The organism is Streptomyces graminofaciens (assembly GCF_030294945.1).
Classification (GTDB): Bacteria; Actinomycetota; Actinomycetes; order Streptomycetales; family Streptomycetaceae; genus Streptomyces; species Streptomyces graminofaciens.
This window is the reverse complement of record NZ_AP018448.1, coordinates 11382008-11397942: the sequence shown is the minus strand read 5'-3', so window position 1 is coordinate 11397942 and position 15935 is coordinate 11382008. Positions and strand designations below refer to the sequence as shown.

The following is a 15935-nucleotide window of genomic DNA, read 5'->3' as shown; positions in this document are numbered from 1 at the left end:
ACCTCTCTGTGTGTCATACAACGGTCAGCTGACGGGACCAGTCTTCACTACGCTCGTGCCATGACCGTTGAGTGGGAGCAGGTAGTGATCGACTCGGCGGATCCGGTGGCCCTGGGCCGCTGGTGGCTGGAGGCGCTCGGCTGGGTGGTCCTCAATGACGCGCCCGACGAGTACGAGATCCGTCCGGCCCCGGACCGGCTCCCCGGCCTGGTCTTCGTACCGGTCCCGGAGGGCAAGACCGTCAAGAACCGCCTGCACCTGGACTTCCGCCCCGCCGACCAGGAGGCCGAGGTCGCCCGTCTCCTCGCCCTCGGGGCCCGGCACGCGGACGTCGGCCAGGGCGAGCAGCCGTGGGTGACGCTCGCGGACCCGGAGGGCAACGAGTTCTGTGTGCTCGCCGCGCGCCGTTCCTGACGGCCGGATCACTGCTTTTTCCAGACCGAGCGAACCTTGACGTTCGAACATACGATGGGCGCATCGGTTCGGGGTGGGAGGCATATGACTCAGGCGGTCGGTCCGGCGCGGAACGTGATCCTCACCGTGGATGACGATCCGGGGGTGTCGCGTGCGGTGGCACGGGATCTGCGCCGCAGGTACGGCGAGTCGTACCGCATCGTGCGGGCCGAGTCCGGGCAGACCGCGCTGGAGGCGCTGCGCGAGCTGAAGCTGCGCGGGGACCAGGTGGCGGTGATCCTCGCCGACTACCGGATGCCCGGGATGAACGGCATCGAGTTCCTGGAACAGGCCCTGGACGTGTATCCGGGGGCGCGCCGCGTCCTGCTCACGGCGTACGCGGACACCAGCGCGGCGATCGACGCGATCAACGTGATCGACCTCGACCACTATCTGCTCAAGCCCTGGGACCCGCCGGAGGAGAAGCTCTACCCGGTCCTGGACGACCTGCTCCAGGCGTGGCGGGCCGCCGACCGCACCTGCGCGGGCACGACGAAGGTGGTCGGGCACCGCTGGTCGGCGCGTTCGTCGGGCGTACGGGAGTTCCTGGCGCGCAACCAGGTGCCGTACCGCTGGTTCTCGTCCGACGAGCCGGAGGGGCGGCGGCTGCTCGCGGCGGCCGGGGAGGACGGGGAGCGGCTGCCGCTCGTCGTCACTCCGGACGGTACGCCGCTGATCGCGCCCGAGGACCCCGAGCTGGCTCAGAAGGTGGGGCTGGCGACGACGCCGGACGCGGAGTTCTACGACCTGGTCGTCATCGGCGGTGGTCCCGCCGGGCTCGGCTCGGCCGTCTACGGGGCGTCGGAGGGGCTGCGGACCCTGCTCGTGGAGCGGTCGGCGACGGGCGGGCAGGCCGGGCAGAGTTCGCGGATCGAGAACTACCTCGGGTTCCCCGACGGGGTGTCCGGGGCGCAGCTCACCGACCGGGCACGGCGGCAGGCGACGAAGTTCGGCGCGGAGATCCTGACCGCCCGCCAGGTGAGCGGCCTGGAGGTGAACGGGGCCGCACGCACCGTCCGCTTCTCCGACGGCTCGGCGGTCGCCGCGCACAGCGTGATCCTCGCGACCGGTGTGTCGTACCGGCAGCTCGACGCGCCGGGCTGCGCGGACCTCACCGGGTGCGGGGTGTTCTACGGCTCGGCGCTCACTGAGGCCGCCGGCTGCCAGGGGCACGACGTGTACATCGTGGGCGGCGCCAACTCGGCCGGGCAGGCCGCGATGTATCTGTCGCGCGGCGCCAAGTCGGTGACCCTGCTCGTCCGTGGGGAATCCCTGGCGGCGTCCATGTCGCACTATCTGATCCAGCAGATCGCCGAGGCGCCCAACATCTTCGTGCGCACGGGAACGGTCGTCGAGGCCGCGCACGGTGAGAACCAGCTGGAGCAGCTCACGCTCAAGGACATGACGACCGGGCGCAGTGAACTCGTCGACGCGCAGTGGCTGTTCGTGTTCATCGGCGCCCAGCCGCTGACCGACTGGCTGGAGGGCACGGTACTGCGGGACGAGCGGGGGTTCATCCTGGCCGGGCCCGACCTGGCCCCGGACGGTGGCCCGCCGTCCGGCTGGGAGCTGGACCGGCCGCCGTACCACCTGGAGACCAATGTGCCCGGCGTGTTCGTCGCCGGGGACGCGCGGTACGAGTCCGCCAAGCGGGTCGCGTCCGCGGTGGGAGAGGGAGCCATGGCCGTGATGCTGGTGCACCGCTATCTGGAGCAGTCGTGAGGACCGCAGGGGGGCTGTCGTGAGCGGGCAGCCGATGTCGTGCGACCGGGCCGAGCTGGGCACGCTGTTCCTGTTCGAGAAGCTGGACCCGGAGCAGTTGGACCGGTTGTGCCGCGAGGGCCGGGTGGAGCGCTTCGAGCCCGGCCCCGTCTACCAGGAGGGCGAGCCCGCCACCTGCTTCTTCGTGCTCATGGAGGGCACGGTCGTACTGTCCCGGCGGGTCGGCGGCGACGACGTGGAGGTCAGCCGCAGCTCGCAGCGCGGGGTGTACGCGGGTGCCTTCCAGGCGTATCTGGGCGGCGGGCAGGACGAGGCCCGGTACAAGGGCTCCATGCGCGTGACCGTGCCCTCACGGTTCTTCGTGCTGCCCGCGCCCGCCTTCGCGGCGATCATGCGCGACTGGTTCCCCATGGCCGTCCATCTGCTGGAGGGCCTGTTCTTCGGCAGCCAGAACACCCAGCGGACCATCAACCAGCGTGAGCGGCTGCTGGCGCTGGGCTCGTTGTCGGCCGGTCTCACCCATGAGCTGAACAACCCGGCCGCGGCGGCCGTCCGGGCGACCTCGGCGCTGCGCGAACGCGTGGCCGGGATGCGGCACAAGCTGGGCGCGATCGCCTCCGGGCCGTACAAGCGCGCCACCCTCGAATCGCTGGTGGAGCTCCAGGAGCGTACGGCCGAGCAGGTCTCCAAGGCCACGCCGCTCAGCGCGCTGGAGGCCGCCGACCGGGAGGACGAGCTGACCGACTGGCTCGACGACCACGGCATCACGGGCGGCTGGCAGCTCGCCCCGAACTTCGTACAGGCCGGGCTGGACACCGCCTGGCTGGACCAGGTCGCGGCAGCCGTCGACGAGCACACCCTTGAAGGCGCGGTCCGCTGGCTCAACTACACGGTCGAGACCGAGCTGTTGATGAACGAGATCGACGACTCCACGACTCGCATCACGCAGCTGGTCGACGCCGCCAAGCAGTACTCGCAACTGGATCGCGCCCCGTACCAGAACGCCGACGTCCACGAACTCCTCGACAGCACCCTGCTGATGCTCTCCGGCAAGATCGGCAAGCGCATCGCGGTGGTGAAGGAGTACGACCGCGGGCTGCCGCGCATCCCCGCCTATCCCGGTGAGCTGAACCAGGTGTGGACGAATCTGATCGACAACGCGGTGGCGGCGATGGCGGAGGTGGGCGGCGAGGGCACGCTGACGGTCCGTACGGCGCTGGACCACCGCGACCAGCTGCTGGTCGAGTTCCGGGACACGGGCCCGGGCATCCCGGCGGACATCCGGGGCCGCATCTTCGACCCCTTCTTCACCACCAAGCCGGTCGGGCAGGGCACCGGGCTCGGCCTCGACATCTCCTGGCGGATCGTCGTCAACAAGCACCACGGGCACATCGAGGTGCGGTCGCGGCCCGGCGACACGCGCTTCCAGGTCTTTCTGCCGCTGACGGCGCCCGCGCCCGACCTCGACAGCGCCGAGGAGGCGTGATGGACGTGACGACCGACGGAATCGACCCCGCCGTGCCGCCGAGCGGGGACGGGTGTGTGGAGTGCGACGAGGTCGGGGGCTGGTGGTTCCATCTGCGCCGGTGCGCTCGGTGCGGGCATGTCGGCTGCTGCGACTCCTCGCCGGCGCAGCACGCGACGGCGCATGCGCGGGCCACCGGCCATCCGCTGGTCCGCAGCTACGAGCCGGGCGAGACATGGTTCTGGAACTACGACACGTCCGAGATGTACGAGTCGGGTCCCGAGCTGGCGCCACCCCTGAGCAGGCCCGCGGACCAGCCCGCGCCGGGCCCTGCGGGGCGGGTGCCGAAGGACTGGGCGGCGGCGCTCCACTGACCGCCGGGGCGCCCCATCCGCGCCGTCGTGGGGAGCTCGGGTGAGCCGGCAGGCGTCCCCCACCCGCCCTGCATAATGCTCGGATGACCTCCCCCACCCCCGCGTCTTCCTCCCCCGCGCCTTCCTTCCCCGTACCGGTCGAGCGCGTCCCCGTCGTCATCGTCGGTGCCGGCCCCGCCGGTCTGACCGTCGGCAACATCCTGCGGGCCGCCGCCGTGGACTGTGTGGTGCTGGAGAGCGAGAGCCGGGCGTTCATCGAGCAGCGGCCGAGGGCGGGGTTCCTGGAGGAGTGGGCGGTAAGGGCGCTGGAGCGGCGCGGGCTGGCCGCCGGCATCGCGGAACGGGCGCCGGTGCACACCGAGTTCGAGTTCCGCTTCGACGGCGAGCGGCAGCGCTTCCCGTACACGGACATCACCGGGCACCACCACTTCGTGTATCCGCAGCCCCTCCTCGTGACGGACCTGGTGCGGGAGTACGCGGACGTCCGGGGCGGCGACATCCGGTTCGGCGTACGCGATGTGGAGCTGCACGACCTCGACGGCGAGCGGCCCGCCGTCTCGTACACGGACCCGGAAACCGGTGAACGGCGGCTCCTGCACTGCGAGTTCGTCGCGGGCTGCGACGGCGCGCGCGGCGTCACCCGCACCGCCGTCCCGGCCGAGCACGCCACCGTCGCCCGCCACGACCACGGCGTGGGCTGGCTGGCGCTGCTGGCCGAGGCCCCTCCGTCGTCCGACTGCGTCGTCCTCGGTGTGCATCCGCGCGGCTTCGCCGGCCACATGGCGCGCAGCCCGGAAGTCACCCGCTACTACCTGGAGGTCCCGGCCGGCGACGATCCGGCGAACTGGCCGGACGAGCGGGTCTGGTCCGAGCTGCACGCGCGTCTCACGGTGCCCGGCACCCGGCCGCTCACCGAGGGCCGCCTGGTCGAGAAGCGGGTCCTCGACATGCACAACTACGTCACCGAGCCGATGGCGTACGGGCGGCTGTATCTGGCGGGCGACGCCGCGCATTTGGTGGCGCCGATCGCCGCGAAGGGCATGAACCTCGCCCTGCACGGCGCCCTCCTCCTCGCGGACGCGTTGGTCGCGTACCTCGGCCAGGGCGACGACAGCGGTCTGCGCGGCTACTCGGCGGCCTGTCTGCGCCGGGTCTGGCACTACCAGGAGTTCTCCCAGTGGCTGGCGGAACTGCTGCACGGCCCGTCGTCCGGCGACCCGTTCCGGGCGGGGGCGGCGAGTGCCCGGCTGCGCCGGATCCTGGGCTCGCCCGCCGCCGCGTCGACGTTCGCGCAGCTGTTCATCGGCAAGGACACCGACCACTAGGGTCTGCCCTCGAATTCCCGTCTGCCGCGCGGCGGTCCCTCAGTGGGCGTCGCAGCACCCGTCCATGCGCATCAGCCGCCCCACCTCCAGCCAGTCCTCCTCTACGGCCTTCGTCCGTCGCACCGTCGGCTCGTACGCCGTGACCAACTCCTCGGTGGTGTGCGGGACTCCGCCGACGAGGACCGAGGTCGTGCGGACCAGGGTGGCGAAGTCCGTGAAGGGGTCGCCGTCGACGACGGTCAGGTCGGCGAGCTTGCCCTGCTCGACCGTGCCGAGGTCGGCGTCGAGGCCGAAGAGCCGGGCCGGCATCACGGTCGCGGTGCGCAGGGTCTCGGCGGGGGTCAGCCCGCCGTCGTGCAGGGCGCGCAGGGCGAGGTGGAGGGAGAGTCCGACGGCGACGAGGGGCTGGTCGGTGCCGAGGGCGACGATGCCGCCCGCCGCGAGGATCCGCCGGTAGATGTCGGTCTCCGTGCGCAGCGCGGCGAGCTGGGCGGCCGTCGGCGGGACGCCTGCGGACTGGCGTACGGAGGCGGAGTCCCACGGCGGCATGACGACGGTGACGCGCGGGTCGTCGGCGAGGGACGGGTACGCGCCGACGAGGGGCGCGGCGGTGAACGGCGTGGCGATGAGGGAGAAGCCGACGCCCTGGGCGCTGTAGGTCTCCACCACGTCCTGGTGGGCGCGCCCGGCGGCGGTGATGGCGTGCCCGAACTCGGCGCGCTGGGTGGCCTGCAGATGGGTCGTCAGGTCCTGCCCGAGCTGCACCCCGGGTGAGAGGAGGTGGCCTCCGGTGCGTACGCCGAGCCGGTCGTGTGCGAAGCGCGCGGCCTCGCTCATCACCCAGCCCGGCGCCCGTACGTACGTCTTGACGAAGTCCCAGTCGAGTGCCGCGCCCCGCTCCAGTGAGCGCCGCAGTCCCGCTTTCGTGCGGTGGGCGCGGCCCATGCTGTACGCGACGCGGGCGCCGTCGAGGAGTTCGCCGGTGGTGAGCAGGCGGGGTCCTGCGAGGGCTCCGGCGAGGACCGCCTCCCGGATGCGGGCCTGTTCGTGGGCGAAGCCGCCGAGGGAGACGGCGGTGGTGATGCCGTAGGTGAGCTGGCCGGTGGTCTGCCGGCCGCCGTAGGTGTACTGCCAGGGGTGGGTGTGGGTGTCCCACAGGCCGGGGAGCACGGTGTGCGTGGAGGCGTCGATGCGGCGGTGGGCGGGCCGGCGGGTGCTCCGGTGGGGTTCAACGGAGGTGATGCGGCCGTCGCGTACGACGATGTCGACGTCGTCGCGGACGGTATCGCCGGTGCCGTCCCACAGTCGTCCGGCGTGGACGACGGTGTCGGCGGGTGTGGGCCGGGTGCGGTCCAGCGGGACGCGGACGGTTCTGGCCCGGCCGCCGTCGATGTCGATGAGGCGCAGCCGGGTGCCGGAGAGGTACAGCAGGGTCTTGGAGTCGCCGGACCAGGTGGGGTTGTCGGCGGGTTCGGTGGTGAGGGTGCGCAGTGCGCCGCGCGGGGTGCCGTCGGCGTCGACGGGCAGCAGGCACAGCGCGGACTCGACGATCACCGCCATCCAGCGGCCGTCGGGCGACCAGACGGGCCCGGAGTCGTACCGGTCGGCGATGGAGGTGTGGCGAGCGACAGCGTGCAGCCGGTCGGCGCCGGTCGTGGTGTCGACGACCCGGATCAGGTTGTAGCCCTCCCGGAAGCGGGCGGCCAGGCGGTTGCGATCGCACAGGGCGAGGTGGCGGCCGTCGGGCGACCAGCTCGGCCGGCCGGGCAGTCCGCCGCCGTTCAGCGGGGTGACGAGGATGTGTTCCTCGCCCGTGCCCAGGTCCCGGACGACGAGCCGTCCGGTCATGTCCAGGCAGGCGAGGCGCTGTCCGTCGGGCGAGAGCGCGGGGTGGACGCGGCCGCCGGTCGCGAGCGTGGTCTCCTCGCCGGTGGCGAGATCGTGGCGGTGGACGCCGAGGAGGCCGTCGCGGTCGTCGGCGTAGACGAGGGACCGTCCGTCGCGTGCCCAGGACGGGCCCAGCAGATAGCGGGTGGGCGGCGACTCGCGCAGCCGCTCGGGTCGTCCGCCGCCCGAAGTCCCGGCCAGCCAGAGCGAGTTGAGTGCGGCGAAGGCGATCTTCCGACCGTCGGGCGACAGCGCGGGCAGATGGACGCCGCGCACCGGGCGGACACGGGCCTGGCCGAGGTCGTACTTCTTGACCCGGTAGCGCGGCCGGTCCACGGGGAGCGTGCCCTCGAAGGGGACGGTCTCCGGCCGGGCGGGTTCCTCGGGTCGCACGAGCGTGAACCGGCCGTCCAGCGTGAGGAGCAGTTCGCCCGCCGCCGACCAGCGCGGGGGCACCGGGGCGATGTCTCCGGTGACGGGGACGGGCTCGCCGTCGACGACGAGGGCGCAGGAGCCGTTCGGTGAGGCCGTGGTGCGCAGATACGCGAGGCGACGGCCGTCGGGGGCGAGGGCGGGGGTCATGATCTGCGCGGCCGCCGTCTCGGTGTGCCGGACCGTGACCGGGCCGTCGCCGTCGGAGGGAACGGCGGCCACGGTCCTGGCCTCCAGGACGGGGCCGGTGGCCGTAGTCGTGACCTTTGCGCGGACGAACAGCAAACTATCGCCGTCCGGTGACCAGGTGGGGTCGAAGTCCTCCCACGGGCCGTCCTGGAGGGGGCCGTCCTGGCCGGGGCGGCCGGTGAGACGGGTGAGGTCGCCGGTGCGCAGGTCCAGGACGTGAATGCGGTACGGACTACCCGTCACCGGGTCGCCCCCGCGTTCGGAGGCGAAGGCGAGGCGGGTGCCGTCGGGCGACCAGGCCGGTCCCCGGTCGTCCCAGGGGCCGTCGGTGCGCTGTCGCAGCCCGGAGCCGTCGGGGCGAACCGTCCACAGATGGAAGCCGCCGTCCCGGTAGGCGCAGAACGCGACGAGGGTGCCGTCCGGGGCGTGGGTGGGCCGGTTGGGTTCGAGGTCGGCCGGGGTGAGGGGGACCGCTGTGCCGCCGGTGCGCGGCAGGGACCACAGGGTGCTCTGGACCTCCGCGATCAGTGTGTCGCCGGCCGGTGCGAGGGTCGCCGCGCCGTTGGTGGCCCGGGTGAAGGACAGGGAGAGGCCGTCGGTACGGGGCCGGGCGCCGGCGACGGCCGCGGTGGTGGCTCCGATGACCGCCACCGCCCCGGTCGCTGCGAGGAGTTGACGGCGGGTCATGGCGAGCGAGGGGTGGGTGTGGTCACGGTCCATGCCCCCTCACGCTGGCGCACCACGAGGCCCACCGGCAACAGCGTCATTCGCGCCACCGGGGTGTCTCATTCGTCGGTGTGCCGGTGTCGGATCCACGCGGGCAGCGCGAACCAGCACAGCAGGTACCAGAGCACGACGCACGCCACCAGCCAGGGCACATACGCGTCGTGGGTCGCCACCCGCAGGATCAGCAGCAGTGCCGCCGTCATGGTCGCCAGCAGCAGGATCAGGCCGGTGAAGGTCAGCCGGGCGGCCCAGCGCACGGCCGCCGACTTGATACGGCGGCCGGAGACGATCCGGTGGAAGGAGACGGGCCCGATGAGGGCGCCGGTCGCGGCGGCGCCGAGGACGACCGTGACGATGTAGATGTTCCTCTCGGTCTGCGGCAACTGCTCGTAGCGGGGGGTGAACACGACGGTGAGCAGAAATCCGAAGAGGATCTGCACACCGGTCTGGGCGACCCGTACCTCCTGGATCAGCTCGCTCCACCGCCGGTCGGCGCGCTCGTCCTCGGTCTCGTCACGGCCCCGGCCCCGGTCCCGGTCCCCGCTCTCGTTCCACTGCGACACGGTGTCCTCCAGGTTCGGTCGATGTCCCTGCCCTGTCTCCTTCCCCGGACGGCGCGGTGGATGGGACCACGCAGCACACACATCTGCCACTTCACTCACACGAGTGAATCCGGTTGACACAACTGCTCTTTCTGTACGCGACCGCCTAGCGTCGGAAGGATGACCTCTTCTTCTGCGAACACAGAGGGTGCGCCCTGGTCGCGCCGGGGATTCCTGCTGAGCGCAGCCTCGCTGGCCGTCGCGCCGCAGTTCGTCCTCCAGGACCGGGCCGCCGCGGCCGAGCTGCCCGGTTTCCCGGAGGGCGTCGACCTGTACCGGTCGGCGTACCGCAACTGGGTCGGGGAGATCACAGCCGACGGGCTCTGGGCCTGTGCGCCCGCCGACGCCGACCAGGTGGTCGCGGTGGTCGACTGGGCCTGGCGGCAGGGCTGGACGGTGCGTCCGCGAGGGCTTTCGCACGGCTGGTCGCCGCTGACGATACCCGCCGGCACCGAGTCCGGCGCGCCCGTGCTGCTCGTCGACGCGGCGACGCACCTCACCGGTCTGGCTCTGGAGTCCGCCGACCCGGCCGCGGTGCGGGTGGGCGCCGGTGTCTCGATGGAGGCGCTGCTCACCTTCCTGGAGGACCACGGTCTCGGTGTGACGGCCTGCCCCGCTCCCGGCGATCTCACGGTCGGCGGTGCCCTGGCCGTCGACGCCCACGGCACGGCCGTACCGGCCGACGGGGAGACGCTGCCGCCGGGTCACACGTACGGCTCGCTCAGCAATCTGGTGCTGTCGTTGACGGCGGTGGTCTGGGACGCGGACCGCGAGGCCCATGTGCTGCGGACGTTCACGCGCGACGAGGCGGACTGCGCCGCGCTCCTCACCCACCTGGGGCGCACCCTGGTCACCGAGGTCGTGCTGCGGGTGGGCGCCGACAGCAACCTGCGGTGCGTCAGCCGGACCGACATCTCCGCCGGGGAACTGCTGGCGGCGCCGGGCGACGGTGACGACGAGGGGCGTACGTTCGCGAGCTTCTTGGACAAGGCGGGTCGGGTCGAGGTGATCTGGTTCGCGTTCACCGAGTTCCCCTGGCTGAAGGTGTGGAGCGTGGCTCCGACCCGCCCGCTCACCTCGCGGCGCGTGACCTCGCCGTACAACTACCCCTTCTCCGACAACGTGCCGACGCCCGTGGCGGACCTCGTCGGGCGGATCGTGTCGGACGGCGCCTGGTATCTGGCGCCGGTGCTGGGCAACACACAACTCACCACGGCCTCGCTCGGGCTGGTGACCACGCTGTCGGCGGACATCTGGGGGCCGTCGAAGAACACGCTGCTGTATCTGAAGCCGACGACGCTGCGGGTGACGGCCAACGGGTACGCCGTGCACACCTCGCGGGACCAAGTGCAGCGCGTGGTGGCCGAGTTCACCGACTTCTACCGCGAGCGGCTCACCGTGTACGCGGCCCGGGAGAGCTTCCCCGTGAACGGCTCGGTGGAGATCCGGGCGACCGGCCTCGACGACCCGGCGGACGTCGGTACGGCCGGGGCGCGCGCCCCGCTGCTGTCGGCGCTGCGGCCGCGCGCCGACCACCCGGAGTGGGACACCGCCGTGTGGTTCGACGTGCTGACGCTGCCGGGGACGCCCGACGCCGAGGCGTTCTTCCGGGAGCTGGAGCAGTTCATGCTGACGACGTACGACGGCGGCCACGCCCTCGTCCGCGTCGAGTGGTCGAAGGGCTGGGGCTACACCGCCGAGGCCGCCTGGAGCGACGAGGAGGTGGTGGGCTCCGTCGTCCCCGCCTCGTTCGACGACGGCGAGGGGCCCGGGTGGGACGGGGCGACGGAGATCCTGGACCGCCTCGATCCGCATCGGGTGTACGGGAACGTGTTCCTGGACCGGCTGTTCTCCTAGGGCCTGTTGCACACCGGGTTCACACCTCGCGCCATCGCGCCTCGGCGAAGGAGAACAGTCCGAACAGCACCAGGCCGGCCGCGACGCACGCCAGGAGCAGTCGGCCGAGTGGGGCGTCGGCGAAGGAGCGGAGGGTGTCGTCCAGGCCCTTGGCCTTGTCGGGCTGGTAGTCGACCGCGGCCCGGACGAGGAAGGCGCCCGCCACAGTGAACACCGCGCCGCGCGCGATCCCGCCGGTCACACCGGCCACGTCGACGGCCCGGCGTTCCCAGCGGGACATCCCACCGAGCCGAAGGTGCTCGCGGTACGAGCGTGTCCCGGCCCGGACGCCGACCCACACGCCCCCGAGCGCCACGCCGATCCCCGCCGCGGCCACGAGCCACTGTCCGCCGGGCAGTTCGAGAGCCCTGGCCGTCACGTCCCGGGACTGCTCGTCGCTGGAGGCTCCGCGCCCGGCGTCGGCCGCGAAGGCCGACACCGAGTGGGCGACGAAGGTGTAGAAGACACAGCGTGCGGCTGCGGACAGCCTCCTGCGCCAGGTACGGCCGTCCGGGCCCGCCGCGCCGAAGAGTGCCTCCGACAGCCGCCACAGGGCCATGCCCACGAGGCCGATGGCCAGGGACCACAGCAGAACGGCGCCCATCGGTCTCGCCGAGATCTCTTCGAGCGCCCCCTGCCGGTCCGCCTGACGCGAGCCGTCGCCGGAGGCGATCCGCAGGGCCAGCGCACCGACCAGGGCGTAGATCACGCCACGTGCGGCGAGGCCCGCCCGCGCCGCCCCCGCGGTCATGGCTCCCGTCGCCTCCGCCACCTCAGCGGGAACGCCGCGCCCCCTCCACCTTCAGCTGGAGTTCGACCTCCTGGTCGCCCGCGTCCACGCCCACCTCGTGCACGGTGAAGTTGTCCTCCAGGACCTCGCGCAGCAGCCGTACCGCGCGGGGACTGCCCTGGGCGTCGACCGTGACCGGGGCCGACAGCGGACCGGGGTGGACCTCGGCCTCGGGGGACGCGGCCGAGGTGTCGAAGGTGCCGGACCAGGCGGTGGGGCGGTCGCGGGAAACGTCGTGCGGCGGGTCGTCGGTGCGGCGGTCCGAGTCGAAATGGGTGCACAGAGCCGCGAAGACGCGCTCGGCGTCCTCGACCGCACAGTCGCCGAGCACGACCTCGACCTGGGACACGGGCAGCCGGGGCAGGGTCACGACGTCCTCCCTCGTGTGGACGGCAGGGTCCGGGTACCCCCATGGTGTGGCCGAAACCCGGTCCGCGCAGGTCGTGGGAGCCGGCCGGCCCCGGGTGGGGCCGCACTCTCGCTGACCCGCCCGGGCCGTCGGCTATGTTGAGTGCTCGTGGGAGACGAAGGAGACACACGGGTGCCATCGCCGCAGCAGGCCCGCGCCCAGGCATCGGCGATCACGTCCGGGCGGACCGCCCCGGAGACCGAGCAGGCGCCCACGTCCCGGCTCAGGGAGTTGTTCGACAAACCCCGCCTCTCCCCCGGGCAGCGACGCATCGCGCAGTATCTGATCGAGCACATCACCGAGGCCGCGTTCCTGTCGATCACGGATCTCGCCGAGCGCGTCGGGGTGAGCCAGCCCTCGGTGACCCGGTTCGCCGGGGCCGTCGGCTTCAGCGGCTACCCCGCGCTCCGCGAGCGGCTCCAGTCGATCGCGCTCGCCGGCCTGGGCAGCACCCCGGGCACGGTCGCGCAGCACCGCAGCAACGAACTCCAGTCGGCCGTGGACGCCGAGATCGAGAACCTGGAGAACCTGCGGCGCGACTTCGCCGACCCGGACCAGATCATCGAGGTCGGCCGCGCCCTGTCCCGCTCGACCCCGCTGACGGTCCTGGGGCTGCGCATCTCCGGCTCGCTCGCCGAGTACTTCGCCTACGCCGCCCGCCGTATCCACCCCGACGTACGGCTGGTGACCAAGGGAGGCAGCGTCGCCTACGACACGCTGCTGCAGTCACGGGAGGCGGGCGGCACCTGGGTGCTGGCGTTCTCCATGCCCCGACACGCGCAGGAGACGCTCACCGCGCTGCGGGTCGCGCACGGCGCGGGGCTGAAGGTGGCCCTGGTGACCGACCTTGGGCTCGGCCCGCTGGCGGACGAGGCCGACGCCGTCTTCGCCACCGGCACCGGCTCCCGGCTCGTCTTCGACTCCTACGCGGCCCCCGTGGTGCTGTCCTCCGCGCTGCTCCAGGCCATGACCGACGCCGATCCGGAGCGGACCCAGGCCCGGCTGGAGTCCTATGAGCAGGTCTCCGAACAGCAGCAGTTCTTCCTCAAGGACTGATCCCGTCCCCTCCCCCCACCCTCCCGTTCCCTCCCACCCCGGACAGCACGGGAGTATTCACAACTTTCCCGGCATGAATTTTTTCATTTCCTTGCAAACTCATCGGTATATATAAATACTGCTCGCGGATCGTGATCCGGCGGGACTCCGGGTCACGACGTCCGCCCGGGACCGTCCGCTCCTACCCGCCACGGCGCCCCGGGTCGGCGGCCCCGGCCATCCCCTAGACCGGGGCCGCCCAGACACCTCACACCCTTTGGCGTCGATGCAAGACCGGAGCGTTGAACATGGCCCTCACCACAGCACCGATCCGTACTGACTGGCCGTGTCAGGTCAAGACACCCGGCAGCTACGACTGGGAGCGGTCCGCGGCCAAGTGGCTGCGGGAGCTGGTGCCGGCCCGTTACGGCAGCTACCCGGCGCTGATGCGCCACCCCGTGCTGCTCGCCCGGCACGCCCAGATCCAGGTCCAGCAGGAGATCAGGGTCGCCCGCACCGCCCTGCAGACGGCACGCGCCGAGCTGCCCGCGCTCGGGATGTCCGAGTCGGTCATCGAGCACACGATCAAGATGTACGCCGCCGAGGTCATGCAGCTGAGCCACATAGCCCGCAGCATCAGGGCCGTCAGCCAGGCCCTCGTCGAGAACAACCTCGCCCGCGCCTCGCACTGACGCCGCCGGGCGAAGGTCCTGTCGTACGTCGAAAAGGGCCGTACGTTGAAGAGACACGGATTTTCGGCGAGAGCGAGGGGCGGGAGCGGGAGCGATGGATTCCTGGACTTGGGGTGTGCTCGTCGTCATCGTGGTGGTCGCGGTCTCCGTCCTCGTGGTCGCCGTCCGACTACTGCTGCGGCTGGTACGCACCCGTCGTGATCTTCAGCGGGCGGGGCTGCCGACCGGCCCCAAGTGGGTTTTCTGGGGCGCCGTCCTCTATCTCGTCCTGCCGACCGACCTCGTGCCCGATCCGGTGTACCTCGACGACATCGGGGTCCTGCTGCTCGCGCTGAGGTCGATGCGTGCGGGCCGGGCCGAGGAGGCGGGAACCGCCCTGCGGGAGTGAGACGTTGTCGGGCTGACGGTCACTGCGGCGACGGACGGCACCGATGAGCGAGCTGGTACCCGGGGGCAATCTCCCCCTGCCTGGAGGCACCCTGACGATCCGGGTGCCGGGCCCCTTCGATGTGTCCGCGCTCATCACCGACGACAGCGGGAAGGTGCGCGGCGACGCCGACTTCGTCTTCTACAACCAACCGGCCGCTCCCGGCACCCGTCTGTCCGGCGACACCCTGACCGTGGACCCCTCGGCGCTACGCCCCGGGGCGAGCCGCGTCACGGTGGTGATCAGCCCCGCCGACCCCGGTACACCGCTCGGGCGGTTGCCCGCGCCCACCTTGCACGTCACGGGGACGGGCGGCCGGATCGTGGCCCGGTTCACCCCGCCGCGTCCGCAGCGGGAGACGGTGCTGCTGCTCGCCGAGCTCTACCGCCGCGGGCCCGAGTGGAAGGTACGGGCGCTGGGGCAGGGGTATGCGGACGGGCTGGCGGGGGTGGCGCGCGACTTCGGGGTGGATGTGGCCGAGGACGTATCCGCACCCGCGCCCTCCAAGGGGCGCGGGGCTGCGACATGTGCGGCTCCGCCGCGTGGGCGCGACCAGCCCCCGCCGGCCCGCGCCGCGACATCCACCCCGTACGACCGTTCACCGGCACCCGACGGCGTTCTGGGGCTGGTCAACTCCGCACGCGTCTTTGCCGGCTCCCCGCCCGTCACCCTGAACACACGGCTCTCCGCGGCGGCCCGGGCCCATGCCTCCGCCATGGCCGGGCAGGGGCGACTGGCGTCCGAGGGCCCGGACGGCGTCTCCGTCTTCCAACGGATCACCGCCGGCGGCTACGCGTATCTGACGGTCGGCGAGCATCTGGTCTCCGGCCCGCGCACCCCGGCCGAGTTCGTCGACTACTGCCTGTCCGACGAGCAGTCCAGGCGCACGCTCCGCGAGCCCGCGTTCAGTGAGGCGGGCGTGGCGCAGGTGACCGACCAGCGCTCGGGGACGGTGTTCTGGACGGCGCTGTGGGCACGCCCCTTCACTCCGGCGGGGCTGGAGCGCACGGCGGCGGAGGTCCTCGCCCTCACCAACGCCGAGCGGACGGCCGCCGGACTGCGGCCGCTCTCCCCCGACCGGCTGCTCACGGACGCGGCTCAGGGGCACAGCGCCGACATGGTGGCGCGCGCCTTCTACGCGCACACCTCTCCCGAGGGCGGGGAGCCGTGGGACCGGGCCGCCGCCGCGGGCTCACGCATGCGGTCCATCGGGGAGAACATCGCCTGCGGGCAGCGTTCCCCCGCCGAGGTGGTGCGCGGCTGGATGGACAGCCCCGGCCATCGCGCCAACATCCTCAAACCCGGCTTCACCCATCTGGGTGTCGGTTTCGTCGGGGGCGGCGCGGCGGGCACGTACTGGACTCAGCTGTTCGGCGGTTGACAACGGCCGAAGGCCGCCCCCTGCCCCGTCGGCGGAGCGAACTCGCCCGACCACCGGGCTACTTGACTCCAAGTGATCACTCGACTCCAATGCACCGTGCCGGTGCCTGCGACGCGTACAGGTCACGTCG

General features: G+C 72.2%; 14 protein-coding genes. 10 read left to right on the top strand and 4 right to left on the bottom strand.

The features are described from left to right. Positions 1-60 precede the first annotated feature (60 nt). The 5 genes from SGFS_RS50275 (at position 61) to SGFS_RS50255 (ending at position 5339) form a co-directional block, all read left to right on the top strand. Entirely contained in the window at positions 61-414 is a 354-nt protein-coding gene (locus SGFS_RS50275) for a VOC family protein (RefSeq protein ID WP_286259531.1), read from the top strand. An 84-nt stretch (positions 415-498) separates the two neighbouring features. Beyond that, positions 499-2175: an NAD(P)/FAD-dependent oxidoreductase gene (locus SGFS_RS50270; protein WP_286259530.1), complete on the top strand. Its 1677-nt coding sequence runs from the start codon at positions 499-501 to the stop codon at positions 2173-2175. Between the two features lie 19 nt (positions 2176-2194). Beyond that, a complete protein-coding gene (locus tag SGFS_RS50265; RefSeq protein WP_286259529.1) occupies positions 2195-3661 on the top strand; it encodes an ATP-binding protein in 1467 nt (488 codons plus the stop codon). Continuing rightward, on the top strand, positions 3661-4014 hold the full coding sequence (locus SGFS_RS50260; RefSeq protein WP_286259527.1) for a UBP-type zinc finger domain-containing protein: 354 nt from the start codon (positions 3661-3663) through the stop codon (positions 4012-4014). Before SGFS_RS50265 ends, SGFS_RS50260 begins: the two co-directional genes overlap by 1 nt. An 83-nt stretch (positions 4015-4097) precedes the next feature. Continuing rightward, positions 4098-5339, top strand: a complete 1242-nt coding sequence (locus SGFS_RS50255) for a 4-hydroxybenzoate 3-monooxygenase (protein WP_286259525.1) — start codon at positions 4098-4100, stop codon at positions 5337-5339. 39 nt (positions 5340-5378) lie between these two features. On the opposite strand, the gene SGFS_RS50250 is transcribed toward SGFS_RS50255, so the two are convergent. Both SGFS_RS50250 and SGFS_RS50245 read right to left on the bottom strand, forming a co-directional pair. Further along, entirely contained in the window at positions 5379-8567 is a 3189-nt protein-coding gene (locus SGFS_RS50250) for an amidohydrolase family protein (RefSeq protein WP_286259523.1), read from the bottom strand. Between the two features lie 65 nt (positions 8568-8632). Next, positions 8633-9136, bottom strand: coding sequence for a DUF6328 family protein (locus tag SGFS_RS50245; protein WP_286259522.1), 504 nt, complete (start codon positions 9134-9136; stop codon positions 8633-8635). A gap of 159 nt (positions 9137-9295) precedes the next feature. Here SGFS_RS50245 and SGFS_RS50240 point away from each other — a divergent pair, with 159 nt between their 5' ends. Next, positions 9296-11032, top strand: a complete 1737-nt coding sequence (locus tag SGFS_RS50240) for a cholesterol oxidase substrate-binding domain-containing protein (RefSeq protein WP_286259521.1) — start codon at positions 9296-9298, stop codon at positions 11030-11032. A gap of 19 nt (positions 11033-11051) precedes the next feature. Here SGFS_RS50240 and SGFS_RS50235 read toward each other — a convergent pair whose 3' ends face one another. Beyond that, positions 11052-11822 carry a DUF1206 domain-containing protein gene (locus SGFS_RS50235; RefSeq protein ID WP_286259519.1) on the bottom strand — a complete coding sequence of 257 codons (771 nt, stop codon included), beginning with the start codon at positions 11820-11822 and terminating at the stop codon, positions 11052-11054. Between the two features lie 22 nt (positions 11823-11844). Continuing rightward, the gene (locus SGFS_RS50230; protein ID WP_286259518.1) at positions 11845-12231 is read right to left on the bottom strand and encodes a hypothetical protein; all 387 of its coding nucleotides are present in this window, start codon (positions 12229-12231) and stop codon (positions 11845-11847) included. A gap of 171 nt (positions 12232-12402) precedes the next feature. Between SGFS_RS50230 and SGFS_RS50225 the strand changes: the two genes are divergently transcribed. The 4 genes from SGFS_RS50225 to SGFS_RS50210 all read left to right on the top strand — a co-directional run bounded on the left by SGFS_RS50225 (position 12403) and on the right by SGFS_RS50210 (position 15805). Further along, positions 12403-13326: a MurR/RpiR family transcriptional regulator gene (locus SGFS_RS50225; protein ID WP_286259517.1), complete on the top strand. Its 924-nt coding sequence runs from the start codon at positions 12403-12405 to the stop codon at positions 13324-13326. Positions 13327-13613: 287 nt separating this feature from the next. Then, positions 13614-13997: a hypothetical protein gene (locus SGFS_RS50220; RefSeq protein ID WP_286259516.1), complete on the top strand. Its 384-nt coding sequence runs from the start codon at positions 13614-13616 to the stop codon at positions 13995-13997. A gap of 94 nt (positions 13998-14091) precedes the next feature. Beyond that, a complete protein-coding gene (locus tag SGFS_RS50215; RefSeq protein WP_286259515.1) occupies positions 14092-14385 on the top strand; it encodes a YkvA family protein in 294 nt (97 codons plus the stop codon). A 43-nt stretch (positions 14386-14428) separates the two neighbouring features. Beyond that, a complete protein-coding gene (locus tag SGFS_RS50210; RefSeq protein WP_286259514.1) occupies positions 14429-15805 on the top strand; it encodes a CAP domain-containing protein in 1377 nt (458 codons plus the stop codon). Positions 15806-15935 lie beyond the last annotated feature (130 nt).